The sequence below is a fragment of the Salsuginibacillus kocurii DSM 18087 genome (genome assembly GCF_000377705.1).
Taxonomy (GTDB): domain Bacteria; phylum Bacillota; class Bacilli; order Bacillales; family Marinococcaceae; genus Salsuginibacillus; species Salsuginibacillus kocurii.
This window is the reverse complement of sequence record NZ_KB898627.1, coordinates 314,229-339,046: the sequence shown is the minus strand read 5'-3', so window position 1 is coordinate 339,046 and position 24,818 is coordinate 314,229. Positions and strand designations below refer to the sequence as shown.

General features: G+C 45.5%; 22 protein-coding genes, 1 tRNA gene and 1 riboswitch. Of the genes, 17 read left to right on the top strand and 6 right to left on the bottom strand.

Annotated features, from left to right (window positions below):
* Positions 1–390 precede the first annotated feature (390 nt).
* Genes D469_RS0112020 through D469_RS0112010 form a run of 3 tightly spaced genes read left to right on the top strand, consistent with a single transcriptional unit; the run spans position 391 to position 3,074 of the window.
* On the top strand, positions 391–1,515 hold the full coding sequence (locus D469_RS0112020; RefSeq protein ID WP_018923642.1) for a betaine/proline/choline family ABC transporter ATP-binding protein: 1,125 nt from the start codon (positions 391–393) through the stop codon (positions 1,513–1,515).
* A gap of 11 nt (positions 1,516–1,526) precedes the next feature.
* Positions 1,527–2,162, top strand: coding sequence for an ABC transporter permease (locus D469_RS0112015; protein ID WP_026286220.1), 636 nt, complete (start codon positions 1,527–1,529; stop codon positions 2,160–2,162).
* 24 nt (positions 2,163–2,186) lie between these two features.
* On the top strand, positions 2,187–3,074 hold the full coding sequence (locus tag D469_RS0112010) for a glycine betaine ABC transporter substrate-binding protein (RefSeq protein WP_018923640.1): 888 nt from the start codon (positions 2,187–2,189) through the stop codon (positions 3,072–3,074).
* Between the two features lie 257 nt (positions 3,075–3,331).
* Here the strand turns inward: D469_RS0112010 and D469_RS0112005 are convergent, their stop codons facing one another.
* From D469_RS0112005 to D469_RS0111990, 4 genes are read right to left on the bottom strand one after another with little or no spacing between them, the layout of a single operon-like run.
* Complete coding sequence (locus tag D469_RS0112005) at positions 3,332–3,559, bottom strand: hypothetical protein (protein WP_018923639.1); 228 nt, start codon at positions 3,557–3,559, stop codon at positions 3,332–3,334.
* Entirely contained in the window at positions 3,559–4,755 is a 1,197-nt protein-coding gene (locus D469_RS0112000; protein ID WP_018923638.1) for a Ger(x)C family spore germination protein, read from the bottom strand. The genes D469_RS0112005 and D469_RS0112000 overlap by 1 nt, the downstream gene beginning before the upstream one ends.
* Entirely contained in the window at positions 4,752–5,852 is a 1,101-nt protein-coding gene (locus D469_RS0111995; RefSeq protein ID WP_018923637.1) for a GerAB/ArcD/ProY family transporter, read from the bottom strand. Before D469_RS0111995 ends, D469_RS0112000 begins: the two co-directional genes overlap by 4 nt.
* Positions 5,849–7,435 (bottom strand): spore germination protein, encoded by a 1,587-nt coding sequence (locus D469_RS0111990; protein ID WP_018923636.1) that lies wholly within the window; start codon positions 7,433–7,435, stop codon positions 5,849–5,851. Before D469_RS0111990 ends, D469_RS0111995 begins: the two co-directional genes overlap by 4 nt.
* A gap of 1,000 nt (positions 7,436–8,435) precedes the next feature.
* On the opposite strand from D469_RS0111990, the gene D469_RS0111980 reads away from it, so the two are divergent.
* From D469_RS0111980 to D469_RS0111950, 7 genes are all read left to right on the top strand, one after another.
* A complete protein-coding gene (locus D469_RS0111980) occupies positions 8,436–9,398 on the top strand; it encodes an AAA family ATPase (protein WP_018923634.1) in 963 nt (320 codons plus the stop codon).
* On the top strand, positions 9,395–10,390 hold the full coding sequence (locus tag D469_RS0111975) for a DUF58 domain-containing protein (RefSeq protein ID WP_240473338.1): 996 nt from the start codon (positions 9,395–9,397) through the stop codon (positions 10,388–10,390). Before D469_RS0111980 ends, D469_RS0111975 begins: the two co-directional genes overlap by 4 nt.
* Positions 10,387–10,605 carry a hypothetical protein gene (locus D469_RS0111970; protein WP_018923633.1) on the top strand — a complete coding sequence of 73 codons (219 nt, stop codon included), beginning with the start codon at positions 10,387–10,389 and terminating at the stop codon, positions 10,603–10,605. Before D469_RS0111975 ends, D469_RS0111970 begins: the two co-directional genes overlap by 4 nt.
* Positions 10,606–10,624: 19 nt before the next feature.
* Positions 10,625–12,784: a DUF4129 domain-containing transglutaminase family protein gene (locus D469_RS0111965; protein ID WP_018923632.1), complete on the top strand. Its 2,160-nt coding sequence runs from the start codon at positions 10,625–10,627 to the stop codon at positions 12,782–12,784.
* 263 nt (positions 12,785–13,047) lie between these two features.
* Positions 13,048–14,586: a glutamine-hydrolyzing GMP synthase gene (guaA, locus tag D469_RS0111960; protein ID WP_018923631.1), complete on the top strand. Its 1,539-nt coding sequence runs from the start codon at positions 13,048–13,050 to the stop codon at positions 14,584–14,586.
* Between the two features lie 85 nt (positions 14,587–14,671).
* Positions 14,672–14,771, top strand: a riboswitch (purine riboswitch).
* A gap of 122 nt (positions 14,772–14,893) precedes the next feature.
* Positions 14,894–16,207, top strand: coding sequence for an NCS2 family permease (locus D469_RS0111955; protein ID WP_018923630.1), 1,314 nt, complete (start codon positions 14,894–14,896; stop codon positions 16,205–16,207).
* Positions 16,208–16,389: 182 nt separating this feature from the next.
* Positions 16,390–16,465: transfer RNA gene (locus tag D469_RS0111950), tRNA-Ala, on the top strand.
* A 755-nt stretch (positions 16,466–17,220) separates the two neighbouring features.
* On the opposite strand, the gene uvsE is transcribed toward D469_RS0111950, so the two are convergent.
* A complete protein-coding gene (gene uvsE / locus D469_RS0111940; RefSeq protein ID WP_018923628.1) occupies positions 17,221–18,177 on the bottom strand; it encodes a UV DNA damage repair endonuclease UvsE in 957 nt (318 codons plus the stop codon).
* Positions 18,178–18,359: 182 nt separating this feature from the next.
* On the opposite strand from uvsE, the gene D469_RS0111935 reads away from it, so the two are divergent.
* From D469_RS0111935 to queF, 6 genes are all read left to right on the top strand, one after another.
* Positions 18,360–18,626, top strand: a complete 267-nt coding sequence (locus tag D469_RS0111935; RefSeq protein ID WP_018923627.1) for a transcriptional regulator SplA domain-containing protein — start codon at positions 18,360–18,362, stop codon at positions 18,624–18,626.
* Positions 18,619–19,647, top strand: coding sequence for a spore photoproduct lyase (splB, locus tag D469_RS0111930; RefSeq protein WP_018923626.1), 1,029 nt, complete (start codon positions 18,619–18,621; stop codon positions 19,645–19,647). Before D469_RS0111935 ends, splB begins: the two co-directional genes overlap by 8 nt.
* Before the next feature lie 198 nt (positions 19,648–19,845).
* Complete coding sequence (gene queC / locus D469_RS0111925; protein ID WP_018923625.1) at positions 19,846–20,508, top strand: 7-cyano-7-deazaguanine synthase QueC; 663 nt, start codon at positions 19,846–19,848, stop codon at positions 20,506–20,508.
* Positions 20,508–20,945 carry a 6-carboxytetrahydropterin synthase QueD gene (gene queD, locus D469_RS0111920; protein WP_018923624.1) on the top strand — a complete coding sequence of 146 codons (438 nt, stop codon included), beginning with the start codon at positions 20,508–20,510 and terminating at the stop codon, positions 20,943–20,945. The genes queC and queD overlap by 1 nt, the downstream gene beginning before the upstream one ends.
* The gene (gene queE, locus D469_RS0111915; protein ID WP_018923623.1) at positions 20,942–21,664 is read left to right on the top strand and encodes a 7-carboxy-7-deazaguanine synthase QueE; all 723 of its coding nucleotides are present in this window, start codon (positions 20,942–20,944) and stop codon (positions 21,662–21,664) included. Before queD ends, queE begins: the two co-directional genes overlap by 4 nt.
* A gap of 44 nt (positions 21,665–21,708) precedes the next feature.
* Entirely contained in the window at positions 21,709–22,206 is a 498-nt protein-coding gene (gene queF / locus D469_RS0111910; protein ID WP_018923622.1) for a preQ(1) synthase, read from the top strand.
* Positions 22,207–22,626: 420 nt separating this feature from the next.
* Here the strand turns inward: queF and D469_RS0111900 are convergent, their stop codons facing one another.
* Positions 22,627–23,526, bottom strand: a complete 900-nt coding sequence (locus D469_RS0111900; protein ID WP_018923621.1) for a YitT family protein — start codon at positions 23,524–23,526, stop codon at positions 22,627–22,629.
* A gap of 247 nt (positions 23,527–23,773) precedes the next feature.
* On the opposite strand from D469_RS0111900, the gene D469_RS0111895 reads away from it, so the two are divergent.
* Entirely contained in the window at positions 23,774–24,763 is a 990-nt protein-coding gene (locus D469_RS0111895) for an NADPH:quinone oxidoreductase family protein (protein ID WP_018923620.1), read from the top strand.
* Positions 24,764–24,818 lie beyond the last annotated feature (55 nt).

Sequence of the window (24,818 nt, the reverse complement as noted above, 5' to 3'; positions counted from 1 at the left end):
AGAATGCCAACACGCCGCACTCCACATAACTGCCCGCTCTATATTCGCTCTCGATGTTTCTACCAGACGCAATTTTCGACATAAGTTGTTGCAGTAAAATCGTTTTTAAACTGCTAATCTATTCTAGTTTTCACCACTTCCATAAGCACTTTGTAAAAGCGTAACCACACCGCTAAAAACCTAAGAATACCGGTCTACGGCGGTTGTCCTTCTTCGTACTTAGGAAATAACGGCTTTATTTTAGGACCTATTTAATGTAGTATACAAGATGGGTTTCGTCTGTCCTAGATACTTACAGGTTCTTTAATATTTTCTGCATTAATTTGTATGACTTGCAAGATTTTTAGAGTTTCTTGTCGTGTTTCCTAGTATGGAATGAGAGGTGACAGCATGATTGAATTTCGAAATGTCGGAAAGTCCTTTGATGATTTTCAAGCTCTTAAAAATATTAATTTAACAATCGAAACTGGAGAGCTGGTTACACTCATCGGGCCTTCTGGTTGCGGAAAGACTACAACGATGCGTATGCTTAATCGTTTAATCGAACCGTCTGAAGGCGAAATATTAATTGATGGTGAAAATATTCAAAAGAAAGACCCTGTCCAATTGCGGCGTGACACTGGGTATGTCATTCAACAAATTGGGTTGTTGCCGCATATGACAATTGAAGAAAACATTTTAATTGTGCCGAAATTAAAGAAATGGGAAAAAGAAAGAATGATGAAGCGCGTCGACGAGCTGATGAACCTTGTCGGGTTGGACCCGGAGACGTTTAAAAAACGCTATCCCAATGAGTTGTCAGGCGGACAGCAGCAGCGGATTGGTGTCATTCGGGCTTTGGCGGCTGACCCTCCGGTGGTTTTGATGGACGAGCCTTTCAGTGCATTGGACCCCATCAGCCGTGAGCAGCTGCAGGATGAATTAGTAAAGCTGCAGGATGAAATTAAAAAGACGATTGTTTTTGTAACGCATGACATGGATGAAGCTATTAAAATCTCTAAGCGGGTTGCCCTTATGCGGGACGGAGAAATTGTGCAGGTGGATACTCCGGATAAGATGCTGCGAGAACCAAAAGATGATTTCGTTCGTGATTTTATCGGGTCCAAACGGTTGAATCAGGAATTAGGCCAGCCTACTGCGCAGCAGTTGATGAGAAGTGATGTTGCTACAGTACGGGAACAAAGAGGGCTAGCAGAAGCCTTTAACTATATGAAAAAACACCATGTGGATCAATTATACGTTAAGAACAGTGAAGGTGAACTTGTAGGTATCGTCACGTTAGAAGACTTGAAGAACCACTATGAGGACGAAGATAAAAACGTTTCGGATATCATGGCTACTGATATTTTACATGTAACTTCCGACACGTTACTGCAAGAGGTTGCAGAGATCTTTACCAATCAGAAAGTCTATACATTGCCTGTTGTACAAGAAGGACAGCTGGTAGGGTTAATTACCAACTCCAGTATGATTCGCGGCATTGCAGAATGGGAACAGCAGGGAGGTAAAACATAATGGACTTCTTGATGCAACTTGTGGAACTTTTTCAACAGCGTTCTGATCAAGTGTGGGACGCGTTGCAACAACACATGTTCCTCGTCTTTGTTTCTATGGGGATAGCGATAGCGATAGCCGTTCCGTTGGGGGTTGCGTTGACAAGCATGCGCCGCTACGCAGAGCCGGTGATTGGTGTTGCTGCGGTTGCTCAAACGATCCCAAGTTTGGCTTTATTAGGGTTTATGCTTCCAGTTCTTGGGATAGGTACGAATAATGCTATTTTTGCGTTAACCATTTATGCGTTGCTTCCAGTTCTTCGGAATACGTATACCGGGATCCTGGAGGTGGATCAAGCATCCGTACAAGCCGGTAAAGGGATGGGCATGACCCGGGCGCAGATTCTTAGAAAAATTGAGCTTCCGCTCGCTTTTCCAGTTATTATGGCTGGTATTCGCACGTCCACGGTCATTGTTATCGGGATCGCGACGTTAGCAACCTTTGTTGGTGCCGGTGGTTTAGGGGATGTTATTATGCGTGGTCTTGCCGTTCAAAACAGTGCCCTTACGTTATTGGGAGCCATACCGGCTGCAATTTTGGCAATCATTACGGACTTTATATTGAAACGTATTGAAAATTGGGTGACGCCAAAAGGATTGAGAAAATAACAGACGGACGAAAGGAAGATGACTATGAAAAAGTTATTATCTATGATTATCGGTTCATCTTTAATTTTAGGTGCTTGCGGAGATGATGAAGATACAGTCGTAGTAGGCGGAAAAGACTTTACTGAACAAATTATATTAACACATATGATTGCGGATTTGCTTGAGGAAAATACGGATTTAAACATTGATAGAGAAGTGGATGTCGGTAGTACGGATGTCTTAACCCAGGGAATGCAGGATGAAGATATCGATCTATATGTGGAATATACCGGGACTTCTTATATAACAGTGTTAAATGAAGAAATTGACCCGGAAGACCCACCGGAAGCAGAAGTGATTTATGACGCTGTCCAAGAAGGGTATAATGAAGAATTCGACGTCAGCTGGCTTGAACCGTTCGATTTTGAAAATCGTTATGGTTTAGCCATGCGTGAGGAAGACACAGATGAAATTGAAACGCAAACGGAATTAGGTGACCATAGTGAAGAGTTGATTCTCGGCCACAACGCAGACTTTGCTGAGCGTGAAGATGGCTTGGCCCCGATGAATGAAATGTACGAGTATGAGTGGGGCGGAACCGAACAAATGGATGAAGGGCTAATGTACGATGCCGTCCGTAATGAAGAAGTGGACGTTATTGCCGCCTTTACAACAGACGGCCGGATCCCTGCGTTTGACTTAGAAATCTTAGAAGATGACATGGGCTACTTCCCTCCATATTTTGCGGCTCCTATTATTCGAAACGAAGTATTAGAAGCGCATCCAGAGATTGAAGAACAGCTTAATGAGCTTGGCTCTCTTTTAACAGAAGAAGTCATGGCTGAGCTAAACGCTGAAGTCGATATTGACCATGAACTCGAAGAAACGGTGGCCAACGACTTCTTGGTCGAAAATGGATTGATTGAAGAATAATCAATGAGCGAGGCGCTTATAACGGCGTACCTTGATAATCTAAAAAGAACCTTTCTCCCCAACCATGTGGGAGAAAGGTTCTTTTTAGTTGGCTTGATTTATGCGGGAGCAAACCGACTGTTCCATTTTATATTCGTGAGTGCCTTCCTGAAAAAGAGCGGATCGAATACGTGGCGCCACGCTCACCGGGAGAGACGCCAAACCAAAATATCTGACGCCACAAGTGGAGCACGCCACGCCACAATCAAAGTCCACCCTCATTCCTCTAACAGCTGAGTTAACGGTTTAAATATCATTTCCACTACTTCATTCGGACCGGGTACTTGTGGGAAAAACACCAATAAAACAGCGAGCGACCATCCTAAAAAGCTGAGCACTCCTAACGTTATTTTTTCTTTTTTTTGGTCAGGAAGTAATTGTGTCCGTTCATATAAGACCACCAAAACCACAATCAAGGTAATGCCTGCTGCTTGTACCCAATTCATTATTCCTCCACCTCGCCCTTTGGGATTCCTATTGGTTCAACGGTCATACCTGGTCGGTTAACAGTTGTTTCTACTTCAATGTTCACTTCAATCTCTGGATAGATTTCATCCCAATGAAGTTTGGCTTCTTTCCACTGATCGGGGTAATGTCTGCGAAATATCTCCCCAAAATGAAAAACATCTGCCTGGATATCTTTTTGAATGATTTGGAGAGCCAGTTCCATTCGTTCTTTTATCTCAGCGGCTAATTCCTGCTCCAACATTGCGATAGTGTCCGGGTCACCCGGGTCCAGGTGACTAGCATTTTCAAAAATATCGTCTTCACTTTTGGCGTAAATATGTAAACGCCATTTGCCGTTATGAATTTCAGGGGTAAATGAAGTGCTGGACTGAGCCATTTTCATAGTTAATCTACCCTCTACATCTTCAGGGGAGATGGTTACAATGGTTTCTTCGACTTCATCTTTTAACCAGAGCACCCCTCTGGTGGCTTTCATATTAATTGTATTTGTCATGTGTCCTTGTTTAATGATAGCGGCACCATTTATTTGTAAATCTTGTTTTTCATTTTTCCCCTGGCCAATAGGGGTGGTTTCTATGAGAGGCACTGCAATATCTATAGATTCTTCATCCATTGCTTTTAATAGCTCTAAGATATCGACTTCTATGCCAAGTTGCATTCTAGCCAGTTCCTTCATCGTGTCAGATGCGCTTTGTTCAAGATGGGGCGCTGTAGAAAATATCTCCACGGGATCTTCCTGGGTAATAAAAATGTGTTTTCGAAGGCGAGCTCCTGGATGACGGGCGAGAAAGTCCATCGCTCGCTGCATTCCTGATTCAGCCAAGCTTTCGCTGATAATAGTGGTTGACATCTGTCCCCAAAAAAGCTCTCGGGGTACTTTTTGCTGTAAATTTGCTATAGCGTCCATAATTGTTCTTCCCTCGGCTGCTTCTACATAAGTTGAAAGCTCGCTGTCTGCTTCTGCATCCGCTCCTACTTCTTGCTGGGGAAGCACCATTTCAATCGAAAGTTCGATCATTCCATCTTCGGTCTCGTGAAGCCCTGCTCCTAGGACAAACACGATGTCATTTACTTCAACGCGGTCCCAGCAAGCACTAAGCAACAAAAGAGAACAGCACATAAGTAAAAGGAAGAGTGGCTTAAGCCTGCTGGTTGGTTCACGTGAAGAACTCATCCTTTTGCCCCCTTTTGCACTTTCTTTTTGACCAGCACGAAGAGTAACAGAATTAGTGGTAGAACAGTTTGTAGGGAGGTTAAATAAAAAGGCCCGAGCGTGCCTACCGTCTCTTTTACTTCTGTTAAGTTGTCACCGGACCAGATTGCAACTACCACAAGCAATATCCCAAGAGGGAACACGGTTGATTTGTATTCGGAAAGGTTCAGCCATTGGGCCGTCCCCAAAGAAAGGGCGTAATAAAAGACAGATAGTTTAACAAAAGCTCCGGCAACCCAGATGGCCATAACGAGCGATTCAAGTTGTTCGATAAAATCAGCAATGCTTATATAACGAGCTGCAGACATTAATGGGTACAGAAATTTTGCAGTAAGATCGCCAAATAAAAATAACGCCGAGAGGTTTGCTGTTATAAAAGTCAACATAACGAAAACAACAGAAATGAAACTCCATTTCAGACTTTTTTCTCCGTCCGCTAAAAAAGGAAGAAAAAAGGAAATGAGAAAGAATTCACTAAACCAAGCTTGGTGGGTTAGCGCCCCTTTTAGAGAGGGAGTAATCCCTTCTTCAAATATCGGAAGAATATATCTTGGCTCTAAATCTTGAGATAGGAAAATAAAAACAGATAGTAACAAAATCACAACGATCGGCGTACAGATTTGGCTGGCTCTTGCTATCACTTCTACCCCTCCCCGCACCGCAAACGCACCCACTAATATCATGCTGCCAAGTATTACAATGATCGGGGTGTGCAAGAAAAAGATGCCGAGGATAAATTCACTGTATTCGCGCAGGACAATTCCAGTAATGTGTAAATAGAACAACAAATAAATAAGCCCCAACATTTTCCCTAACAACTTGCCAAGTATATCTTCGCTGTATTGTATAACGGTTTTTCCCGGATATTGGGTGTGCAATTTATAAGCAATGTACACCGTTGCGAAGCCAATAAATGACCCCCATATGGGAGAGATCCACATGTCACGGCCGGCATGTACTGCGGTGATGCTTGGAATCAAAAGAACGCCTGTGGCAATGATGGCAGGATACATGAAGATGGCCATTTGTAATGAAGAGATTTTACCTTGTTCAATCATGAAGAATCCCTCCCTCGATGAGGTCCTGGTTGTTGATGGGGAGATGCGCGGTACGTGTTCGCTTTTCCAGATAAGCGCGGGCGGGTGGTCAGCTTCCACTTTGGCGCGCGAATAAGCACATCTTTTATATCCCGGAACTCCATTGGGGCAATTGGGGTTAAATAAGGAACCCCAAAGGAACGCAGCGCACATAAGTGAACAATAATAGCTATGATGCCGAGTATGACGCCAAGCAATCCTAGCCCCCCAGCCAATATCAATAAGGGAAAACGAAGCATGCGAATGGCAATGCCTGCACTGTACCGGGGGATGGCAAATGAAGAAATCCCGGTTAAAGCAACAACAATTACCATTGGGGCAGAAACAATCCCAGCCTGAACAGCAGCTTCACCAATGATTAAACCTCCCACGATACTGACGGCAGGACCAATTTGTTTTGGCAGCCTGAGACCCGCTTCTCGCAATACTTCAAAAATGATTTCCATCACAAAGGCTTCCACTAACGCTGGAAAAGGAATCGGTTCTCTAGCAGCCGCAATGCTAATCATCAATTGGGTAGGAACCATTTCATGATGATACGTAAGGATTGCTACGTAGAGTGAGGGCAGCAGCAATGCAATAAACAAAAAGATATAGCGCAGCCAACGTACCGCGGTGCCGATCAGGAAGCGCTGATAATAATCTTCAGCCGACTGCATCATTGAGTAAAACGTGGTTGGGGCAATCAATACAGATGGACTGCCGTCAACGATAATGACAACATGGCCTTCGAGTAGGTAGGAAGTCGCAACATCAGTCCGCTCTGTATCGAGAACCTGTGGAAACGGAGAAAACGGGTGATCTTCAATAAGTTCTTCAATATCCCCGCTTTCCAAAATGCTATCGATTTTAATACGCTTTATACGATTTCTTGCTTCTTCTAGAAGGTTCTTGTCTGCTATTTCTTCAATAAAAGTAAGAACTACGTCCGTTTTTGTATAGTCTCCGACCTTTAATGCTTCCATTTTTAAGCGTGGGCTTTTAAGGCGGTGCCGCAAGCTGGCGGTGTTCACCTGCAACGCTTCCACGAACCCGTCCCGCGGCCCGCGGACGACATGTTCAGCTTCCGGTTCTTCAATGGAGCGTTTTTCCCAGTTTTCCAATCCTAGAGCAAGCCCCGCCTTATGCCCATTCATCATCAGAACGGGCTCACCTAGTGATATATGTTCAACAATATCGGTATAGGTGTGCACTTTACTGGTACCGGCAACTGATATCGTTTTATCGGTAAGATCATCGATCGTAGTAATTTGCAGGTCGGTGGCTTCCATTAAAGGGGCGAGAACATTTTGGTTTATTTCCTCTGCATGAGAAAGGCCTTCTATATAAATCAACAGAGCTCTCTCTTTTTGAGCGATCCAAAATGACCGAAAAACCACGTCCCAGCAATTTGCGTAAATCGTGCGCAAAGCTTCTTCGTTATGTAGCAAACTGGAAGATAATGGCGTTTGTGCGCTTTCTTCATCCGTGAGGCGAGGAAGGTGCTGCTGCTTATTCTTCGCCATTCTGCTCTTCAAGCGTAATTTTTTAATATGGCGCAGCATCACCCATCCCTCCTTCCGTATATTTACTGTTTGTTATTTTGAGGTGTTGCATGAAATTTATACCTACAAATATTTTTGTTTGACAAGGCTCTGGTAACGAAGCGTGTTGATCGTTCGTCCATAACCTCCCTTTCCGCGGGTGCATCTAGAGCCCCTTTAGCTAGCACCTTGCGAGCTCTCGTCAGGATCGTTGTTTCCGCAGGAGTAGCGGTCTTTCCAAGCATATAAGCGGTCTTTGTCAAAGAAGAAGAGAGCGCTTGAATAGTATCGCGCTGTAATGAGGATAGGTGGTGGAGCAACTAGCACGTATGGACTGGATACATAAAAATAATCGTTCTTCGCTCCCCCCACCCAACCTGCCAGTTGGCACGACCCCGTATCTTATGACTCTGCGGTCCAAGGCCAAGTCACCATTCATGTATTCCAAATTGTAAGACCCTAACCCCCCCTGCCATAAGAATCTTTTTTAGTAAGAGTAACGAGTAGAGCAACTACGTGTTATAAGCGTATAACGGGATCAGGGGTCTATTAAGGAGGGGGTTTTTATGGTGAACGCTCTTTCTTGTATTTATTGTTTATGTATCTAACGAACTGCTCCCAGCCTGAGGAGCAACTGTGGTAGTTGTTTTGAGGGAAATGGTTTAGGTGCAACTAGGGATCCTGCCCCATAGGCTTGGCTTTGTGACGTTTTCTATAGGGGGAAAACGTTGTTTCAAAGGTAAGGTGTGTAATTTCAGAAAGAGGGTAACAATAGAAGAGGAGAACGTTACACGTATGAGAAGGTACACTGACAAATCATAATAAAGCTAGAAGCTACTATAGCAGCTGCTTACTACGCAGTAGGAGAAGAGTATCCTTCTCTTTTGGTAGGCGGAATCTATGGTACTATGAATATTAAACCAATTTTTGTAAATAGGTTTTAAGAAACAGGAAAGCAAGAAAGAATGTTATTATGAAGAAGGTAGAATTCATTTGTTAATCAATGATGGAGGTATGACCTTTGACGCCATATATGACTTCACTTCAAAATATTAAGGAAAATGTGGAACGGGTCGTTGTCGGAAAAAGCCAAGAGATTGAGTTGAGTTTAACCGCACTGCTCGCAGGCGGCCATGTGCTCTTGGAAGACGTTCCCGGTGTTGGGAAAACAATGATGGTGCGGGCAATTGCTCAATCGGTTGGAGCCGATTTTAAACGAATTCAGTTTACGCCCGATCTGTTACCGTCCGATGTAACAGGGGTATCTGTGTTTAACCAACAATCTCTTCAGTTTGAATACCGTCCGGGCCCGGTTATGTCGCACGTTTTGCTGGCCGATGAAATTAATCGGACTTCACCGAAAACCCAATCCGCGCTGTTGGAAGCATTAGAGGAAGGCAGTGTCACGGTAGACGGGAAAACACGCGATTTAAAGAATCCTTTTTTTGTAATGGCCACGCAGAATCCAATCGAATACGGCGGCACTTATCCATTGCCAGAGGCGCAGCTTGACCGGTTCTTGCTAAAAATTGATGTCGGTTACCCGAGCCATGAGGAAGAATTTGAAATGCTGTCTCGCTTGGAAACTGGTCATCCGATTGACCGACTCGAATCAGTGATTTCGTTGGAAGAGATCGTAGCGATGAAAGAAGAAGTCGCGCGTGTGTATGTGGATGAAGCGGTGAAACAATACATGATCGACTTAGTGCAGTCTACGCGCAATGACTCAGAAATTGAACTCGGTGCCAGCCCTCGCGGCACGATCGCTTTAATGAAAGTAAGCCAGGCGTATGCCTTTATCCAGGGGCGGGATTATGTGCTGCCAGACGATGTGAAACAGTTGGCTCCTTATGCCCTCGGCCACCGCGTAATTTTACGTTCTGATTTGCATATGGCAGAACGGCAAGGAGCAGATGTAATACGTGATGTGATGGGCCGCATTCAAGTGCCTGCTACGCGTAAGGAAGCGAAGAAGTGGTCATGATTCGCTCAGCTTGGGAATGGATGAAAATAGGCATTCGTGTGGTCTTATTTATTGGGCTGCTTGCCAGTTTATTTGCCTATGCGATGTTTCAAGGCGGATTTGTCAGTTGGTTCCTCTTTTATGGAATGACCGCTTTGATAGGCGTTAGTGTGCTTTATATTCTTTACCCGCTTCATCAGCTTGAAGTGACGCGAACGGTGGAACCGGATTGGCTGATGCGGGGAGACGAAGCCGAAGTCACAGTTACGATTCGCAAACGCTGGCCTCTTCCGCTTCCCTACCTTTATGTAGATGACCGCTACCCGAGGCTTTTATCCATTCAAGAAGGCGAGTCGCGTTCCGTTTTCTTTTTATCCTGGAAAAGAGAAGCTACTCTCAGTTACCGGGTAAAAGGCTCAGCACGAGGGGAAGCGCAATTTAATGATATTCATCTGTCTACAGGAGACATGTTTGGCCTTTGGAAAAAAGGAAAAGTATGGCGTGAGCCTGCTGAGGTCCTTGTCTACCCGCGCTTGAAGAAGCTCTCCAACTGGGCATTCTATGTGAAAGAACAATCTGAGCGTTCCAATCCGGAACAACGATCGTATGATCAATCCGCTTCAGTGGCAGCGGTCCGGGATTATACGCCTGGGGACCGGTTAACGAGCATTGATTGGAAAGTGACGGCCCGTGCCGGCAAATTGGTCACAAAAGAATTCGAAGCTCAAGAAGGGAAAGGGTACACATTGCTCTTGAACCCGCAGGTAACAGAGTTTTCTCACGAACGGCTTGAAGAAGCGGTAGATTTTACAGCGTCCTTTGCCCATTATTGTTACCAGCAGGAAGTTTTGCTGGAATATGCTGCGCTTGCTTCGACAAAAAAAGAGTTGAACGAGGGCGTGGGAAGTCGCATGTGCATCGCATTCTGCGAAGCTTGGCCCGACAGGAGCAAAGTCATGTACGAGCAAAAGTTCAGGACGTTCACTTTGTCACTGGCCAAGGGTCTGAAATGATCTATGTATCTCCTGTACTTGAAAAAGAGATTCTTGAGGAGTTGCGTTTGTATGTAACGAAGGGGCGGCGGGTTATGTTTGTTTATTTCAGCCCGCGTGCTCAGTTGACAGACTTGGAAAGAGAATGGCTGTCAACCTGGAAGCAGGCTGGTGGAAGTGTCTACCTTGTCATGAGAAACCAGGCGTTTGAAAAAGAAGGGACTACGGTATTATAGCTCAAGGAGCGTGTAGATCATGAGAGAGTCGATGCGAACGCCTCGGCACGCACTTATTTATATATTAGGCTTTTTACTTTTGATGGAATGGCTCGTGCCGCTTCCGGTTATTTCTGATACAGGGTATATCCCTATATTTATGCTGATGACGGCTATCTATTTTCTAATTATGTTTTTGCGCTTGCCGTTTTATGTGACCATTCCTTTATTAGGTTTGGTCAGTTTGTATGGGCTGCACCATATATTTATGCCCGAACCGTTTTTAACACCTGCTTGGTGGGCGGCTTTATTCGCCGATATTCAAAGCAATATTAGTTTATTACTAAATGGGAATTGGCAGCTTCTATCTGAGAAGTTTCGAAGTTTCTTATTTTTACTGCTGCTCGCTATTATGAGTTATTTGATTTACTTTTGGGTTGTGTATGTTAAACGGGTCTTTTTCTTCTTCATCTTTACCGTTGCCTATGTGGCGGTAGTAGATTCCTTTACGGTATATGAAGCTAACATGGCAATGATTCGGATTTTCGTGCTCGGATTTTTGCTGCTCGGTTTGCTCCAAGCTTTCCGGATGGTAGATGAAGGCGGAGTTAGGCAGCGCGGAGGCTTGATGTTTCGCTGGGTGACAGGTACGGTCGTTATCGTGCTCGCTGCAGGGCTTGCGGGCATGGCTGCGCCAAAAGCAGAGCCGCAGTGGCCGGACCCTGTTCCCTTTATCGAAAATGCAGCCGGGATAGAAGATTACGGCGATGGCAGCGGCGGTCCGCAGCGCATCGGTTACGGAGATAACGATGAACGCCTCGGCGGTGGATTTGAAATGGATGATTCTCCAGTATTTGAAGCGGAAATGGAGGAAACCTCTTATTGGCGCGGAGAGTCGAAAAACATTTACACCGGCCACGGCTGGGAAAATGACTATGAATCTGAGGAAGGAAACTTTGATTTATATACCGACAATGTTGAGACCGAAGACGTGCATACAAATGTAGAGATGGCCGAAGGTGCCGATTATCCGCTCGTCTTTTATCCAGGGGACCTTGACTATATAGATCCTGGAGAGAACCCGCGTTTTGAAAATGTATCGCTCGACCCAAATACGGGAATGTTGGAACGTTTGTATGACACAGAGCCTGAAGCTTCTGACTCGTTTACGATCAATTATGAAGCAGCCCGTTTTCCAATTGAGCGCATGCGTGACGTGGAAGGCACTGAACAAGATGAAGCGCACATCCAAGAAGATTACTTGCAGCTACCGAATTCTTTGCCTGAGAGGGTGGAGGATCTGGCCCATGAGCTGACCGACGAATATGGGAACAGGTATGATAAAGCACGGGCTGTGGAAGATTATTTATCTGGGCCTGAATTCACTTATGATACGGAAAATGTAGCTGTGCCGTCGAGCGGTGAAGATTATGTCGATCAGTTTCTCTTTGAAACGCAGCGGGGATATTGTGATAACTTTTCCACGTCAATGGTTGTGCTGATGCGGGCTCTCGATATTCCAGCTCGCTGGGTTAAAGGCTTTACACCTGGGGAAGAGATCGAATTTTCCTCAGGGTATACAACCCGAGAAATAACGAATGCAAATGCTCACTCCTGGGTGGAAGTATACTTCCCTGAGGTAGGATGGGTCCCATTTGAACCAACTCAAGGGTTTTCGTCTACATTCGATTATTACTTTGAAGAGCATGGGGAGAGCAGTGAAGAGTGGGAAGCAGAAGCAAACACTGAAACAGAACAGCCCGATTCTGAAGAGGAACATGAAGAGACTGAAGAAGAGGAAGACGAGGAAGTTGCTGCAGGCAGTGGTACAAATGGCTGGTGGATGATTGCCTTGGGGGCAGGTATAGTTGCTTTGTTAGCTCTTCTCGCAGCAAAGTACCGCCATCGCTTAATCCGCGCGTATTTACTGCGTCGCTATCCAGACTTTAACGAAAAACACAGCTTCGTTTCTGCATATGAATCCTTGCTTGGGTTCTTGAAATTTGCGGGACTTGCGCGCGGAAGTGAAGAGACGTTAAGAGAATACGCAGCGCGTGTCGATCACACGTATCAAACAAAAGCGATGGAGACCTTAACCTCCTTTTATGAACGGCAATATTACGGCAGGAAAGAAGAAAACCAGCCGCCTCTCGAAGTGAAACGGGCCTGGGAACAGCTGGTGGCAAGAATTGAATCTTGACCCTTGATGGCCGTGTTGATAAAATATAGGTCGTATTTTAGAAGTGATACGTGAATAGTGTCAATATTGAACAGGGATGGGCTGGTACTGGTATCTGCCTGAATCAGGATCAAGCTGACGGTTACATCAGCCCTCCTGCGTTTTACTTACTAGAAGGGGAAAGGCAATCCCTTCTAGTTTTTTCAAATAGGAAATCTGCACATAGGCAAGAAACGAGAATGAGTTTGGCATTTAGTCGAACTCTATGAAAAGGTGGATGAAGAATGGAAAAGGTAGAGGGAATGATTGTTGTTCTTGACTTTGGCGGCCAATACAATCAATTGATCACGCGCCGCATTCGTGACTTAGGTGTTTACAGCGAACTGCACCCAAATACGATTAGCGCGGACAAGCTTCGCGAAATGAACCCGAGCGGCATTATTTTTTCTGGTGGGCCGAATAGCGCATATGTGGAAGGAGCACCCTCATGCGATCCGGCCATCTTTGACATGAATGTGCCGATCTTAGGGATCTGTTACGGCATGCAGCTGATGACCCATCACTACGGTGGTAAAGTAGAAGCGGCTTCGCATCGGGAATACGGGAAAGCGACACTTACCGTTGAACATGCGTCTAAACTCTACCAAGGCCTGCCGCATGAACAAAGCGTGTGGATGAGCCACGGTGATTTAATCGTAGCGCCGCCGGAAGGCTTCCGCGTGGATGGAACGAACCCGTCCTGCCCGGTTGCGGCCATGAGTGATGAATCGCGGAATCTCTACGGTGTTCAGTTCCACCCGGAGGTCCGTCATACTGAACATGGCGACGAGCTGCTGAAAAACTTTGCTTACGAGATTTGCGGTTGTGCCGGCGACTGGACGATGGAGAACTTCATTGATTTAGAAGTCGAAAAGATTCGCGAGCAGGTTGGCGACCGTAATGTACTTTGTGCACTTTCAGGCGGCGTCGATTCATCAGTGGCAGCGGCTCTTGTACACCGTGCGATTGGTGATCAGCTGACGTGTATGTTTATCGATCACGGGTTGTTACGTAAAGGTGAAGCGGACAGCGTGATGGAGACCTTTGGTGAGGACTTCAATATGAACTTGCTTAAGATTGATGCGAAGGACCGTTTCTTAGGTAAGCTTGCAGGTGTTTCAGACCCAGAAGAGAAGCGTAAGATTATTGGTAATGAGTTCATTTATCTGTTTGAGGAAGAAGCGCAAAAGCTGACGAATATGGACTTCTTGGCGCAAGGCACGCTTTATACAGATATTATTGAAAGCGGAACGGATACGGCTCAGACGATCAAATCACACCATAATGTCGGCGGTCTGCCGGAAGACATGCATTTTGAGTTGATCGAACCGCTCAATACGCTCTTTAAAGATGAAGTACGGAAGCTGGGCGAAGAGTTGGGCGTGCCGCATGAAATTGTGTGGCGCCAGCCGTTCCCAGGGCCAGGTCTTGGTATCCGTGTTCTCGGAGAAATTACAGATGATAAGCTCGAGATCGTTCGGGAATCAGATGCGATTTTACGGGAAGAAATTAAAAATGCTGGTCTCGACCGCGAAATCTGGCAGTACTTCACCGCACTTCCGGACATGCGCAGTGTCGGTGTAATGGGGGATGCACGTACGTATGATTATACGGTCGGCGTACGCGCTGTTACGTCAGTCGATGGTATGACCTCAGATTGGGCACGAATTCCATACGATGTGCTGGAGAAAATTTCGACACGCATTGTAAACGAAGTTTCACACGTCAACCGCGTAGTGTATGACGTAACCTCCAAGCCACCTTCGACGATCGAGTGGGAGTAAGAAAGCGAACGAATTATTTGGAAAAATGATGAATGTTCGGTTTTTATGTTGACACATGACTGTTCGCTTGCTAGACTCATAGACAGTTAAATAAATGAACGACAGGCGTATAATCGCGAGAATAGGGCTCGCGAGTCTCTACCAGGCCACCGTAAATGGCTTGACTACCTGTTGGATGCAGGGAGCTGCGGGCGTATGCCCGTAGTGTCCTGATTCCATCCAAACCCCGGGTAGCCTTTTACTTCCGGGGTTTTTTCTATGGTAGTTGGTTGGCTTTGTCGTTCTTCAGTATAGGGGGAGAGCCTGCATGAAGAACTATTTTCAGTTTGAAGAAAACCATACGAATTATAAGCGCGAAACGATGGCGGGGCTCACGACCTTCTTATCGATGGCTTATATTTTATTCGTCAACCCGACCATCTTAGCAGACGCTGGCATGGACGAAGGTGCTGTATTTACGGCCACAGCCGTTGCAGCAGCAATCGGGACGCTCATTATGGGGCTTGTTGCGCGCTATCCGATTGCGCTCGCACCAGGCATGGGCTTAAATGCGTTCTTTGCGTATACGGTCGTCATCAACATGGGAGTGGATTGGGAAATTGCTCTTTTTGGTGTGTTTATGTCAGGTATTATATTTATTATTATTACCTTGCTCCGAATTCGAGAATTAATTATTAACGCAATACCAGCTGAATTGAAATATGCAGCTGCCGCCGGTATTGGCCTTTTTATTGCGTTTATTGGTTTGAAAGATGCTGGAGTTGTTGTTCCAGATGAATCGACAGCAGTAACGCTCGGTGATATGACTTCACCGTTAACGTTGCTGGCCTTATTTGGTTTAGTCGTTACAGTCGTCTTGATGGTGATGGGCTATCGCGGCGGTATATTTTACGGCTTGATTTTAACCTCAGTGGCAGGAATTGTGGTGGGGCTTATTGATATGCCGGACGCGATTGTCGGTTCTGTGCCAAGTCTTGCGCCAACATTTGGGGCGGCCTTCACCGGTCTTGCTGAAGTAGAATGGACAACGGGCATGATCGTCCAGCTCTCCATTGTCATTTTAACCTTCTTGTTTGTCGACTTTTTTGACACAGCGGGGACGCTGTATGCAGTAGCAAACCAAGCTGGTTTTATTAAAAATAATAAACTGCCACGGGCTGGGAAAGCATTGTTGTCCGACTCGTCCGCTTCATCAATCGGAGCTGTGCTCGGAACTTCAACAACGACTGCTTATATCGAATCATCTGCCGGGGTTGCCGCCGGCGGCCGCACCGGTTTCACCTCAGTGGTGACAGCAGGATTGTTTCTAGTAGCACTATTTTTCTCACCGCTTCTTGGTGTAGTCACAGAACAAGTAACCGCAGCCGCCTTGATTGTAGTTGGAATCCTGATGGCCGCTTCACTCAGCCTGATCGACTGGAACAAGTTCGAGATCGCCGTTCCTGCCTTTTTAACAGTAGTGGCCATGCCGCTCACCTACAGCATCGCAAACGGCATCGCCCTCGGCTTTATCTTTTATCCAGTCACCATGCTATTAAAAGGACGCGGAAAAGAAGTCCATCCGATTATGTATTTCCTCTTCTTCGTCTTCCTCGCCTACTTCTTATTTTTAGGTGAATAAAAGTTTGAGGGTGTTAGGTGCCTGACCCCCGTCGTATTAACGTATTAACGTACCGGGGGCAGGCACCCCTCAAAATTTGTTGAAAAAAGCTGTTGCATGAGAAAGCATGGAATGATAATATTACATTTGTGGACAAAATGCCACTCAATCCCCTTTTACATAAGGTTTCTCTTAATTGTTACGGGGCCATAGCTCAGCTGGGAGAGCGTCGCGCTGGCAGCGCGAAGGTCAGGGGTTCGAGCCCCCTTGGCTCCACCATTAATAGTGAGTGCAAGTACGTTGAGTTGACTGCAAGGCAAACGAACATCAGTCAGTACTCGAACGGTGCACTATATTTCAACTAGTCTCACTTGAGAGGCGACCAAATATAGGGCGCTGGGCACTCAAAAGGCTACATAACCACCGTGAATAACGACTCAGTTCTTGATAAAAATCAGGAATTGGGTCGTTTTTTTATACTGATTGTACAAATTTTGAAGATTACCACAGCTTACTATAAAAATATTGAATGAATGCAGAGCGAAACAAATCACATACCAGGCAGCGTTACAGTAATGTTTAATAGTAACATAAGGGGAAACTAGGTTACTAAATTCACCAGAAATGAGTTATGTTACTACTGTTTAAAAGGGTGGATATAATGTACAAGATAGTTACTGCTTGTTTTGGTGCTCCCGCTACTAATGAAAAGTTTTTTAAATTTTTTCATTGGGGAGCTATTATAGTGTATTTTGCAGCTTTTCCTTTTCTTATATTTAACATTCTCTAGACGGGAGAGTGGCTTGAAGGTATTATTCCTATTGTGATTTTCCCTGCACTAGTCAGGATCATAAATTGGTGCAATAGGAAGTATCGATCCTTACTTTTAAAAAAAAGCTGATGTCCTAGATACTAAACTTTGCATAAAGTGAAGCTTTTAAGCCAATGTGGTGGACATACTTTGCAACCGCAAAACTGATTTTACTTAGAGTTAATGTTTGTTTTAAGAGAGGCCCCGAGTCTTCGAAGGAGGGCTAGTTAATCTTTATTGCCCCACCCTCCACCCGCTTATATCCCCGTATTTTCGCTATTTCTTCTATTAATTTCAAAGCAGCTTTATCTTTGGCTTTTGCTTCAATCATAATATCTGCCGATTGGCCATAGGCTTTGAGCGCTTTTATAAATGGCAGGGCAAAGTCCAGGTCAACGTAGTCTGCGTGAGATCTGAATTCTGTCTCTGATTTAGGAGAAGAGAGATGGAATTTTGCCGGTTGGCTCCTGTTTTTCCATGTATCAAAAATAGCAGGTAGCAAGTTTTCGAATGAGTCGTTTCCGGGATTGGCCCAATGGTGGTGATAATCAAAAACGAATGGCAGGGAATGATGTTCGCAAAGGCGCAATGTTTCTTCTGCCGTATAGGTTTTATCGTCATTTTCAAGTGTGGTTTGGGCTTGGATAGAAGGATCCAGCTTGGCGAAATTCTTATTGAATGTGTTGAGTGCTGCTTCTTTATCACCGTAGGCGCCACCGATATGGATATTAATGGTAGATTCCTTATCGAGGCCCATTGCTTCTAGCATTGTGTAATGATAGGTCATGTCCGTTATCGAATTTTCAGTTACGTGCTCTTTAGGGCTTGTGAATAAGGTGAACTGATTTGGGTGGAAGCTAACGCGCAGTTGGTGCTTTTTAACCAGGTCTCCAATCTCCGCAAAACGATGTTTAAATGGAGTGACATAATCCCAGCCTGCCTCGGGATGGGTGGCAAGCGGGACGAGCGATGATGACATCCGGTAAACAGAAATGCCGTGGGCAATATTATAATGCAAGGCTCGGATTGTATTTTTTAAGTTCTGCTCTATGGAATCGTGAAGTTTTTCTTTGCGTTCTTCTTTATTAAGTTTTTTCCAGTTGGTGAACGTTAATGTCCGTGAAGGAGAGGCTTCCCACAGTGAAAGTGCTGTGGAGACGTATCCGAATCGTAGCAGCATGACTAATAACCACCTTACATAATGGTGAGGCAAGCTACACGGTAGTATGCCCTCTACACTTTAGAAATAATATGTTTTCCCTTCCCTTGTAAGTTTTACCACCTAATAAACCTGATAGAGGATAAACGCATGAGTAACACTATAGTGAAGAATATCCTTAAGGAAGCAAGGTGAAGGAATGTATGAATCAATTTGATGCCGAAACACACTATCAACCAGGCGAGATTGTTTATGTGATGTATCGTAATCCCCATACCCAGGACGTAGCTCATATTCAAGAAGCGGCCGTTGTAGAGAATCCAGAAGAGCCGGGCGAAATGGCATTATTTTTATATGAGACGTATTATCCGCTCAATGAACAGCTGGCCATTTACAAAACCGAAAATGAAGCAGAAGCCGCTTATGAGTATTATTTTGGTGACCCGGAACATGGTGATATAAATGCTTAAACCCTTTTATCCCCAATTGGTGTATTTTGAACCTGGAGCTTTAGAATATCCGCTTGGCAGAGAGCTAATGGCCAAGTTTAAAGAAAGTGATGTTGAAATTAGAAAAACTACCTCCCACAACCAAGTTCGTAACTTGCCGGGGGAAAATGATTTTCAAAAGTATAGAGTGGCAAAATCCACGCTTGTCGTGGGGGTCAGGAAAACATTAAAATTTGATACATCCAAGCCGTCGGCAGAATATGCAATTCCGTTGGCTACTGGCTGCATGGGCCATTGCCATTATTGTTATTTGCAAACGACAATGGGAAGTAAACCGTATATACGAACGTACGTGAACACCGAGGAAATTTTTGATGCGGCCGCTCAATACATGAAAGAACGAGCGCCGGAAATTACCCGGTTTGAGGCGGCGTGTACTTCCGATATTGTAGGAATTGATCACCTGACCCATTCCTTAAAACAAGCGATAGAATACATGGGGCAAACAGATTACGGCAGACTCCGGTTCGTGACAAAATTTTCTCATGTGGATCATTTATTAGATGCAAACCACAATTATAAAACCCGTTTTCGCTTCAGTATTAACGCTGATTATGTAATCAAATATTTTGAACCTGGCACCTCACGCTTAGATGATCGTTTAGAAGCAGCCAGAAAAGTAGCAGAGGCCGATTATCCCTTAGGATTTATCGTTGCTCCGATTTATTTGCATGAAGGCTGGAAAGAAGGATACTATACGATGTTTGAGAAATTACATGAACAAATCCCGCAAAGGTTAAGAAAGGATTTAACCTTTGAATTCATTCAGCATCGCTTTACAAAACCAGCTAAGAAAGTCATCCAAAAAAATTACCCGATGACGAAGTTAGAACTCGAGGAAAACAAGCGCAAATGGAAGTGGGGCCGTTACGGCATTGGGAAATATGTTTATACGACCGAAGAACAAGAGGACATTAAAAATACACTGACTGAATATCTAAACACATTTTTCCCAGAAGCAGCATTTGAATATTTCGTATGAACAGGTGGTTGTTTGGTGCCTGACCCCCGGCGCAGTAACGCGTCAGGGTCAGGCACCATTTTTGTTTGCGATTTGCGTCGATGACCTGTAAAATAGGCATGATGTAAACCATAAGATTAAGATTTTGACTATAGATAAGTAACCAGAAGGGGGGAAGGGCTGTTCTGAGGAAACCTCACTCGAACGCCCGCACGAACGATGAAAAATGAACGAGCTGTTGTCGTGTTCAGTGGGGGGCAGGACAGTACGACTTGCCTGTTCTGGGCACTGGAGCGTTTTGAAAAGGTCTATGCGGTCACGTTTTCTTACGGTCAGCGTCATGACGACGAAGTGGAAGTGGCGAAAGAGATTGCTGCTGAGCTGGGGGTTGAGCATGACGTTTTGGATATGGAGTTGTTAAATCAACTGGCTCCCAATGCGTTGACGCGCGATGATATTGAAGTGACAGAAGGAGAAGATGGGGAACTGCCGTCAACTTTCGTCGATGGGCGGAATCTGTTATTCTTATCTTTTGCTACGATTTACGGGCGCCAGCGCGGAGCGAAGCATGTCGTGACAGGCGTCTGTGAAACAGACTTCAGCGGCTATCCGGATTGCCGGGACGTGTTTGTGAAATCACTCAATGTGACACTCAACCTGTCGATGGATGACAGCTTTGTCCTGCATACCCCGCTGATGTGGCTGGATAAAAAAGAAACGTGGGAACTCGCTGATAAGTTGGGTCGTTTGGATTATGTGAAAAACCGTACCCTCACTTGTTACCACGGCATTCGTGGCGGAGGCTGCGGAGAGTGTCCGTCCTGTAAGCTACGTCAACAAGGGCTTGATCAATATATTGAAGAAAAAGGAAGCGATCAGTAATGCTTCAACAATTTTACCCGCAGGTGCCTCACAACTTTCGCTATGAACTGAATAAAGATATGCACCTGGCTGCTGCTCATTTTATTCCAGATGAGCGGGCGGGTGTTTGTCAAAACGTTCATGGCCACACGTATTTCATTAATGTGACCCTGGCCGGAGATGAACTGGATGAGACTGGTTTTCTCATTAATTTTAAAGAACTGAAAGAAATTATTCATAAACGCTATGACCACACGATTTTAAATGACCATGAAGAGTTTCAGGTGGATGATGAAGAACCTTTACCGACAACGGAAGTTGTGGCGAAATCGATCTGGAATGAAGTGGACAAGCAGCTGGCCAAACGCTCCAACCGGCCGTACTGCCTGCAGTTAATCGTCCGGGAAACACCGACAAGCTATGTGGTGTACCGGCCAAAAGAGGAGGACCACCGATGAGTAAGCGAATTCCAGTCCTCGAGATTTTTGGGCCGACGATTCAAGGTGAAGGCATGGTAGCGGGGCAAAAAACGATGTTCGTGCGCACGGCCGGCTGTGATTATCGCTGCGCCTGGTGTGATTCGGCCTTTACGTGGGACGGCTCGCAAAAGCCGGAGATGATGGCACCAGATGAGATTGTAGCGCAGCTGCGTGACAAAGCTGGCTCTAATTTTGCCCATGTCACGATTTCAGGCGGCAACCCGGCTCTTCATGCTGGCATTGGAGATTTTGTCACGCTTTTACATGAACACGGGATTGCCACCGCGGTGGAAACGCAAGGGAGTGTTTGGCAAGACTGGATGCGCCAGATTGATGAGGTCACCGTTTCACCGAAACCTCCTAGTTCAAAGATGGAAACGAATTGGGGAGAGCTCGATCATTATATGAATGAACTCGCAAATACGTCTGCTAACGCCCACAGTATAAAAGTGGTCATCTTTGATGAGGCGGACCTCGAGTATGCTAAAACGGTGCATGAACGATACAAAGAGGTGCCGTTTTATCTGCAGGTTGGAAATGATGATTTGGGCGCAGGCGATACAGGCAGTTTGCGTGAGCGCTTGATGGTCTCTTATGAATGGCTCGTGGAGCAGGTCGCGGCTGAGCCGGCCTTTAACCGCGCGCGCGTATTGCCGCAGATTCATGCGTTGCTCTGGGGAAACAAGCAAGGTGTCTAATATTTATAATTTGGAATAAAAACTGGAAAAAAGGAGGGTCTCTGATGGCAGGACGCGAACCAGAAGATTTAGATGGAGTTACACATCTCGGCAGCGAAAAGACGTCGTATACATTTGATTACGACCCAAGTCTGCTGGAAACGTTTGAGAACCAGCACCCAAACCGCGATTACGTCGTGAAATTTAACTGTCCGGAATTCACCACTCTTTGCCCGATGACCGGCCAGCCTGATTTTGCAACTGTATATGTCCGCTACATTCCTGACGTGAAAATGGTGGAGAGTAAATCGCTGAAACTCTACTTGTTCAGCTTCCGCAACCACGGCGGCTTCCACGAAGACGCGATCAACACGATCATGAACGATCTTATTGAATTAATGGACCCGCGCTTTATCGAAGTGTGGGGCAAATTCACTCCGCGCGGCGGCATTTCTATTGATCCGTACGCTAATTACGGCAAACCTGGCACGTCATTTGAAAAAATGGCGCAGGAACGCTTGTTATACCACGATCTGTATCCGGAAAATATAGATAATCGATAACGTGGGGAACGACCTCGGCAGCGGGGTCGTTTTTTTAATGGAGAAATGTAGGGATTGCGCGAGCAGAAGTGGATGCGGCTGTGGCGCTAATGGCGGGGTGGTGCTGCGATGGGAGTTTTAGCGGCAGACGGATGTATAGTTGCGCAGTGACCGTTCCAATTTGCACAATCACGCTAATTCGTTGCGTAGTGTGCCCGCAGCGGCCCCCTCATACGGCGCTTCCACCTTTAAAAACGTCCAAATTTCAAGGGTGAACGTAACAGAGTTTTGTCGAAACGTCTGAGAATCTTGTCGAAACGTCCAAATTGGAGCCAAAAGCGTCCATTTATATGTCGAAACGTCCAAATTGCGCGCGTTCTTCTATCTCTGCTCTTATAAAAAACCTGGATTCTGCTCAAGAATCCAGGTTCCTTATTGAATTTAAGAATTCGACATCCCGATCGGTTTATTATTTTTATCATAGGTGAAGCCTTCACCGGTCACTTCGCGAACGTCGTGGACGGAGAAGAAGGCGTATGGATCGACATCATTGACAATCGTCCGAAGGTGAACGAGTTGATTTCGGTTGATGACACAGTATAAAATGTTACGTTCTCCTTTTGTGAAGCTACCCCGTCCGGTGATGACGGTGGATCCGCGAGCCATACGTTCAATGATGGCATCGCCGATTTCATCGCTTTTGTCAGAAATGATCATGGCAGATTTTCCAGCGTTAGCCCCTTCGATGATAAAGTCGATTACTTTAGCGGCGACAAAGACGGTGACCAGTGTATACATCGCTTGCGGTAAACTTAAATGAATCAAGGAAGACGTAATAACAAACGAGTCAAACATGAACATAAACGTACCGAGACTGATCCCGAAGTATTTTTCCGCCAAACGGGCTAAAATATCGACGCCTCCGGTAGTGCCTCCTGCCCGAAAGATAATGCCCAGCCCTGCGCCGGCAAAAACACCAGCAAACAAGGCAACGAGTGTCATATCTTCTTGGAGCGGGACAGCGACATTCCAGTAGGTTTCAAAAAAATGCAGCCAGGCCGACAGACTCAACGTTCCGATGATGCTGTACATTAACACCTTACGTCCTAATAGTTTATAGCCGATTAAAAAAAGTGGCACATTCAAAATCAGATTTGAGATGGATGGTTCAATGGCAAATAAGTAATAACCGAGCAGAGTAATGCCGGTAAAGCCGCCATGGGCCAGGCCGTTTTGTAAATTAAAATGGATGATGCCGAACGCAAAAATGATCGTTCCGAAAATAATGATGGCGATGTTTACGAGCCTGAGCCCGGAAAACCATGCGCGTACTTGAGCCATTTTCATGCTCCTTTCTGTGTGTTCTCTATACTTTATTAATTGAGTGATACAGCTTGTTTAGCAAGGCGAAAGCTTGCCAATACGCCTTTTTTAAAATGCTGTGCTGTTTTTCATACGAACTGAAGCAGTATAACATATTAACAGTTTGCACCCAACCATAAAACATCAAACATTATTGGTAGCGTTATCAACATGAAAGTAGGTACAATTAAAACGAAAGGTTTGAATTTTCTGGAGGTGTGCATACATGGCAACATTTCAAGCACTTGTCGTAGACCAACTGGAAGAAGAGGTTGAAACGAAGATTCGGGAAATCAGCCTTGATGATTTGCCTGCGGGTGAAGTACTCATTAAGGTGCATTATTCCAGTGTCAATTTTAAAGATGGCTTAGCCACGAAGAAAAATGGAGGCATTGTTGAGAGCTATCCTTTCATCCCTGGTATTGACTTGTCCGGCGTAGTAGAAGCCTCAGAGGATAGTCGCTATGAGCCAGGCGATGAAGTGATTGTAACGAGCTACGATTTAGGGGTCACACATGACGGCGGTTTTAGTGAATATGCCCGGGTCCCTGCAGATTGGGTGGTTTCCTTGCCTGCAGGACTTTCATTGCGGGAAGCAATGGTCTTCGGGACAGCAGGATTTACAGCTGCCTTGTCTGTTGATCGCTTGGAAGAGGCAGGACTTACCCCAGACAAAGGACCGGTTCTCGTAAGCGGTGCGACAGGCGGCGTGGGCAGCATGGCTGTTGCGATGCTCGCAAAACGAGGATTTGAAGTGATCGCAAGTACCGGCAAAGAGTCAGAGCATGACTATTTGCAACAGATCGGTGCCACTGAAGTCATTGACCGTAAAGAACTCACTCCTGAAAAAATTCGCCCGCTTGATAAACAGCGCTGGGCAGGAGCAGTCGACCCGGTGGGCGGAGAAACGCTAGCTTATATGTTAAGTGCCACCAAAAAAGATGGTGCCGTAGCCGTTAGCGGTCTAACTGGGGGGACGAGTGTTCCAACTAGTGTCTTTCCTTTCATTTTGCGCGGTGTAAGCCTGCTTGGCATTGATTCCGCCTATTGTGAGATGGAGAAGCGCCAGCACGTATGGTCACGACTGACTTCTGATCTGAAAATTGCAGACCAACTTGAGACGATTGCCGAAGACATTTCCTTGCAAGAGCTTCCCCAGACGCTATCATCGATTCTCACAGGGGAAATCAAGGGAAGAAAAATTGTGAAGCTCTAATCTATGTAACTGTAAAACGATAAAGGTAGATACAGCTCTTTGCTCGTATTCATAT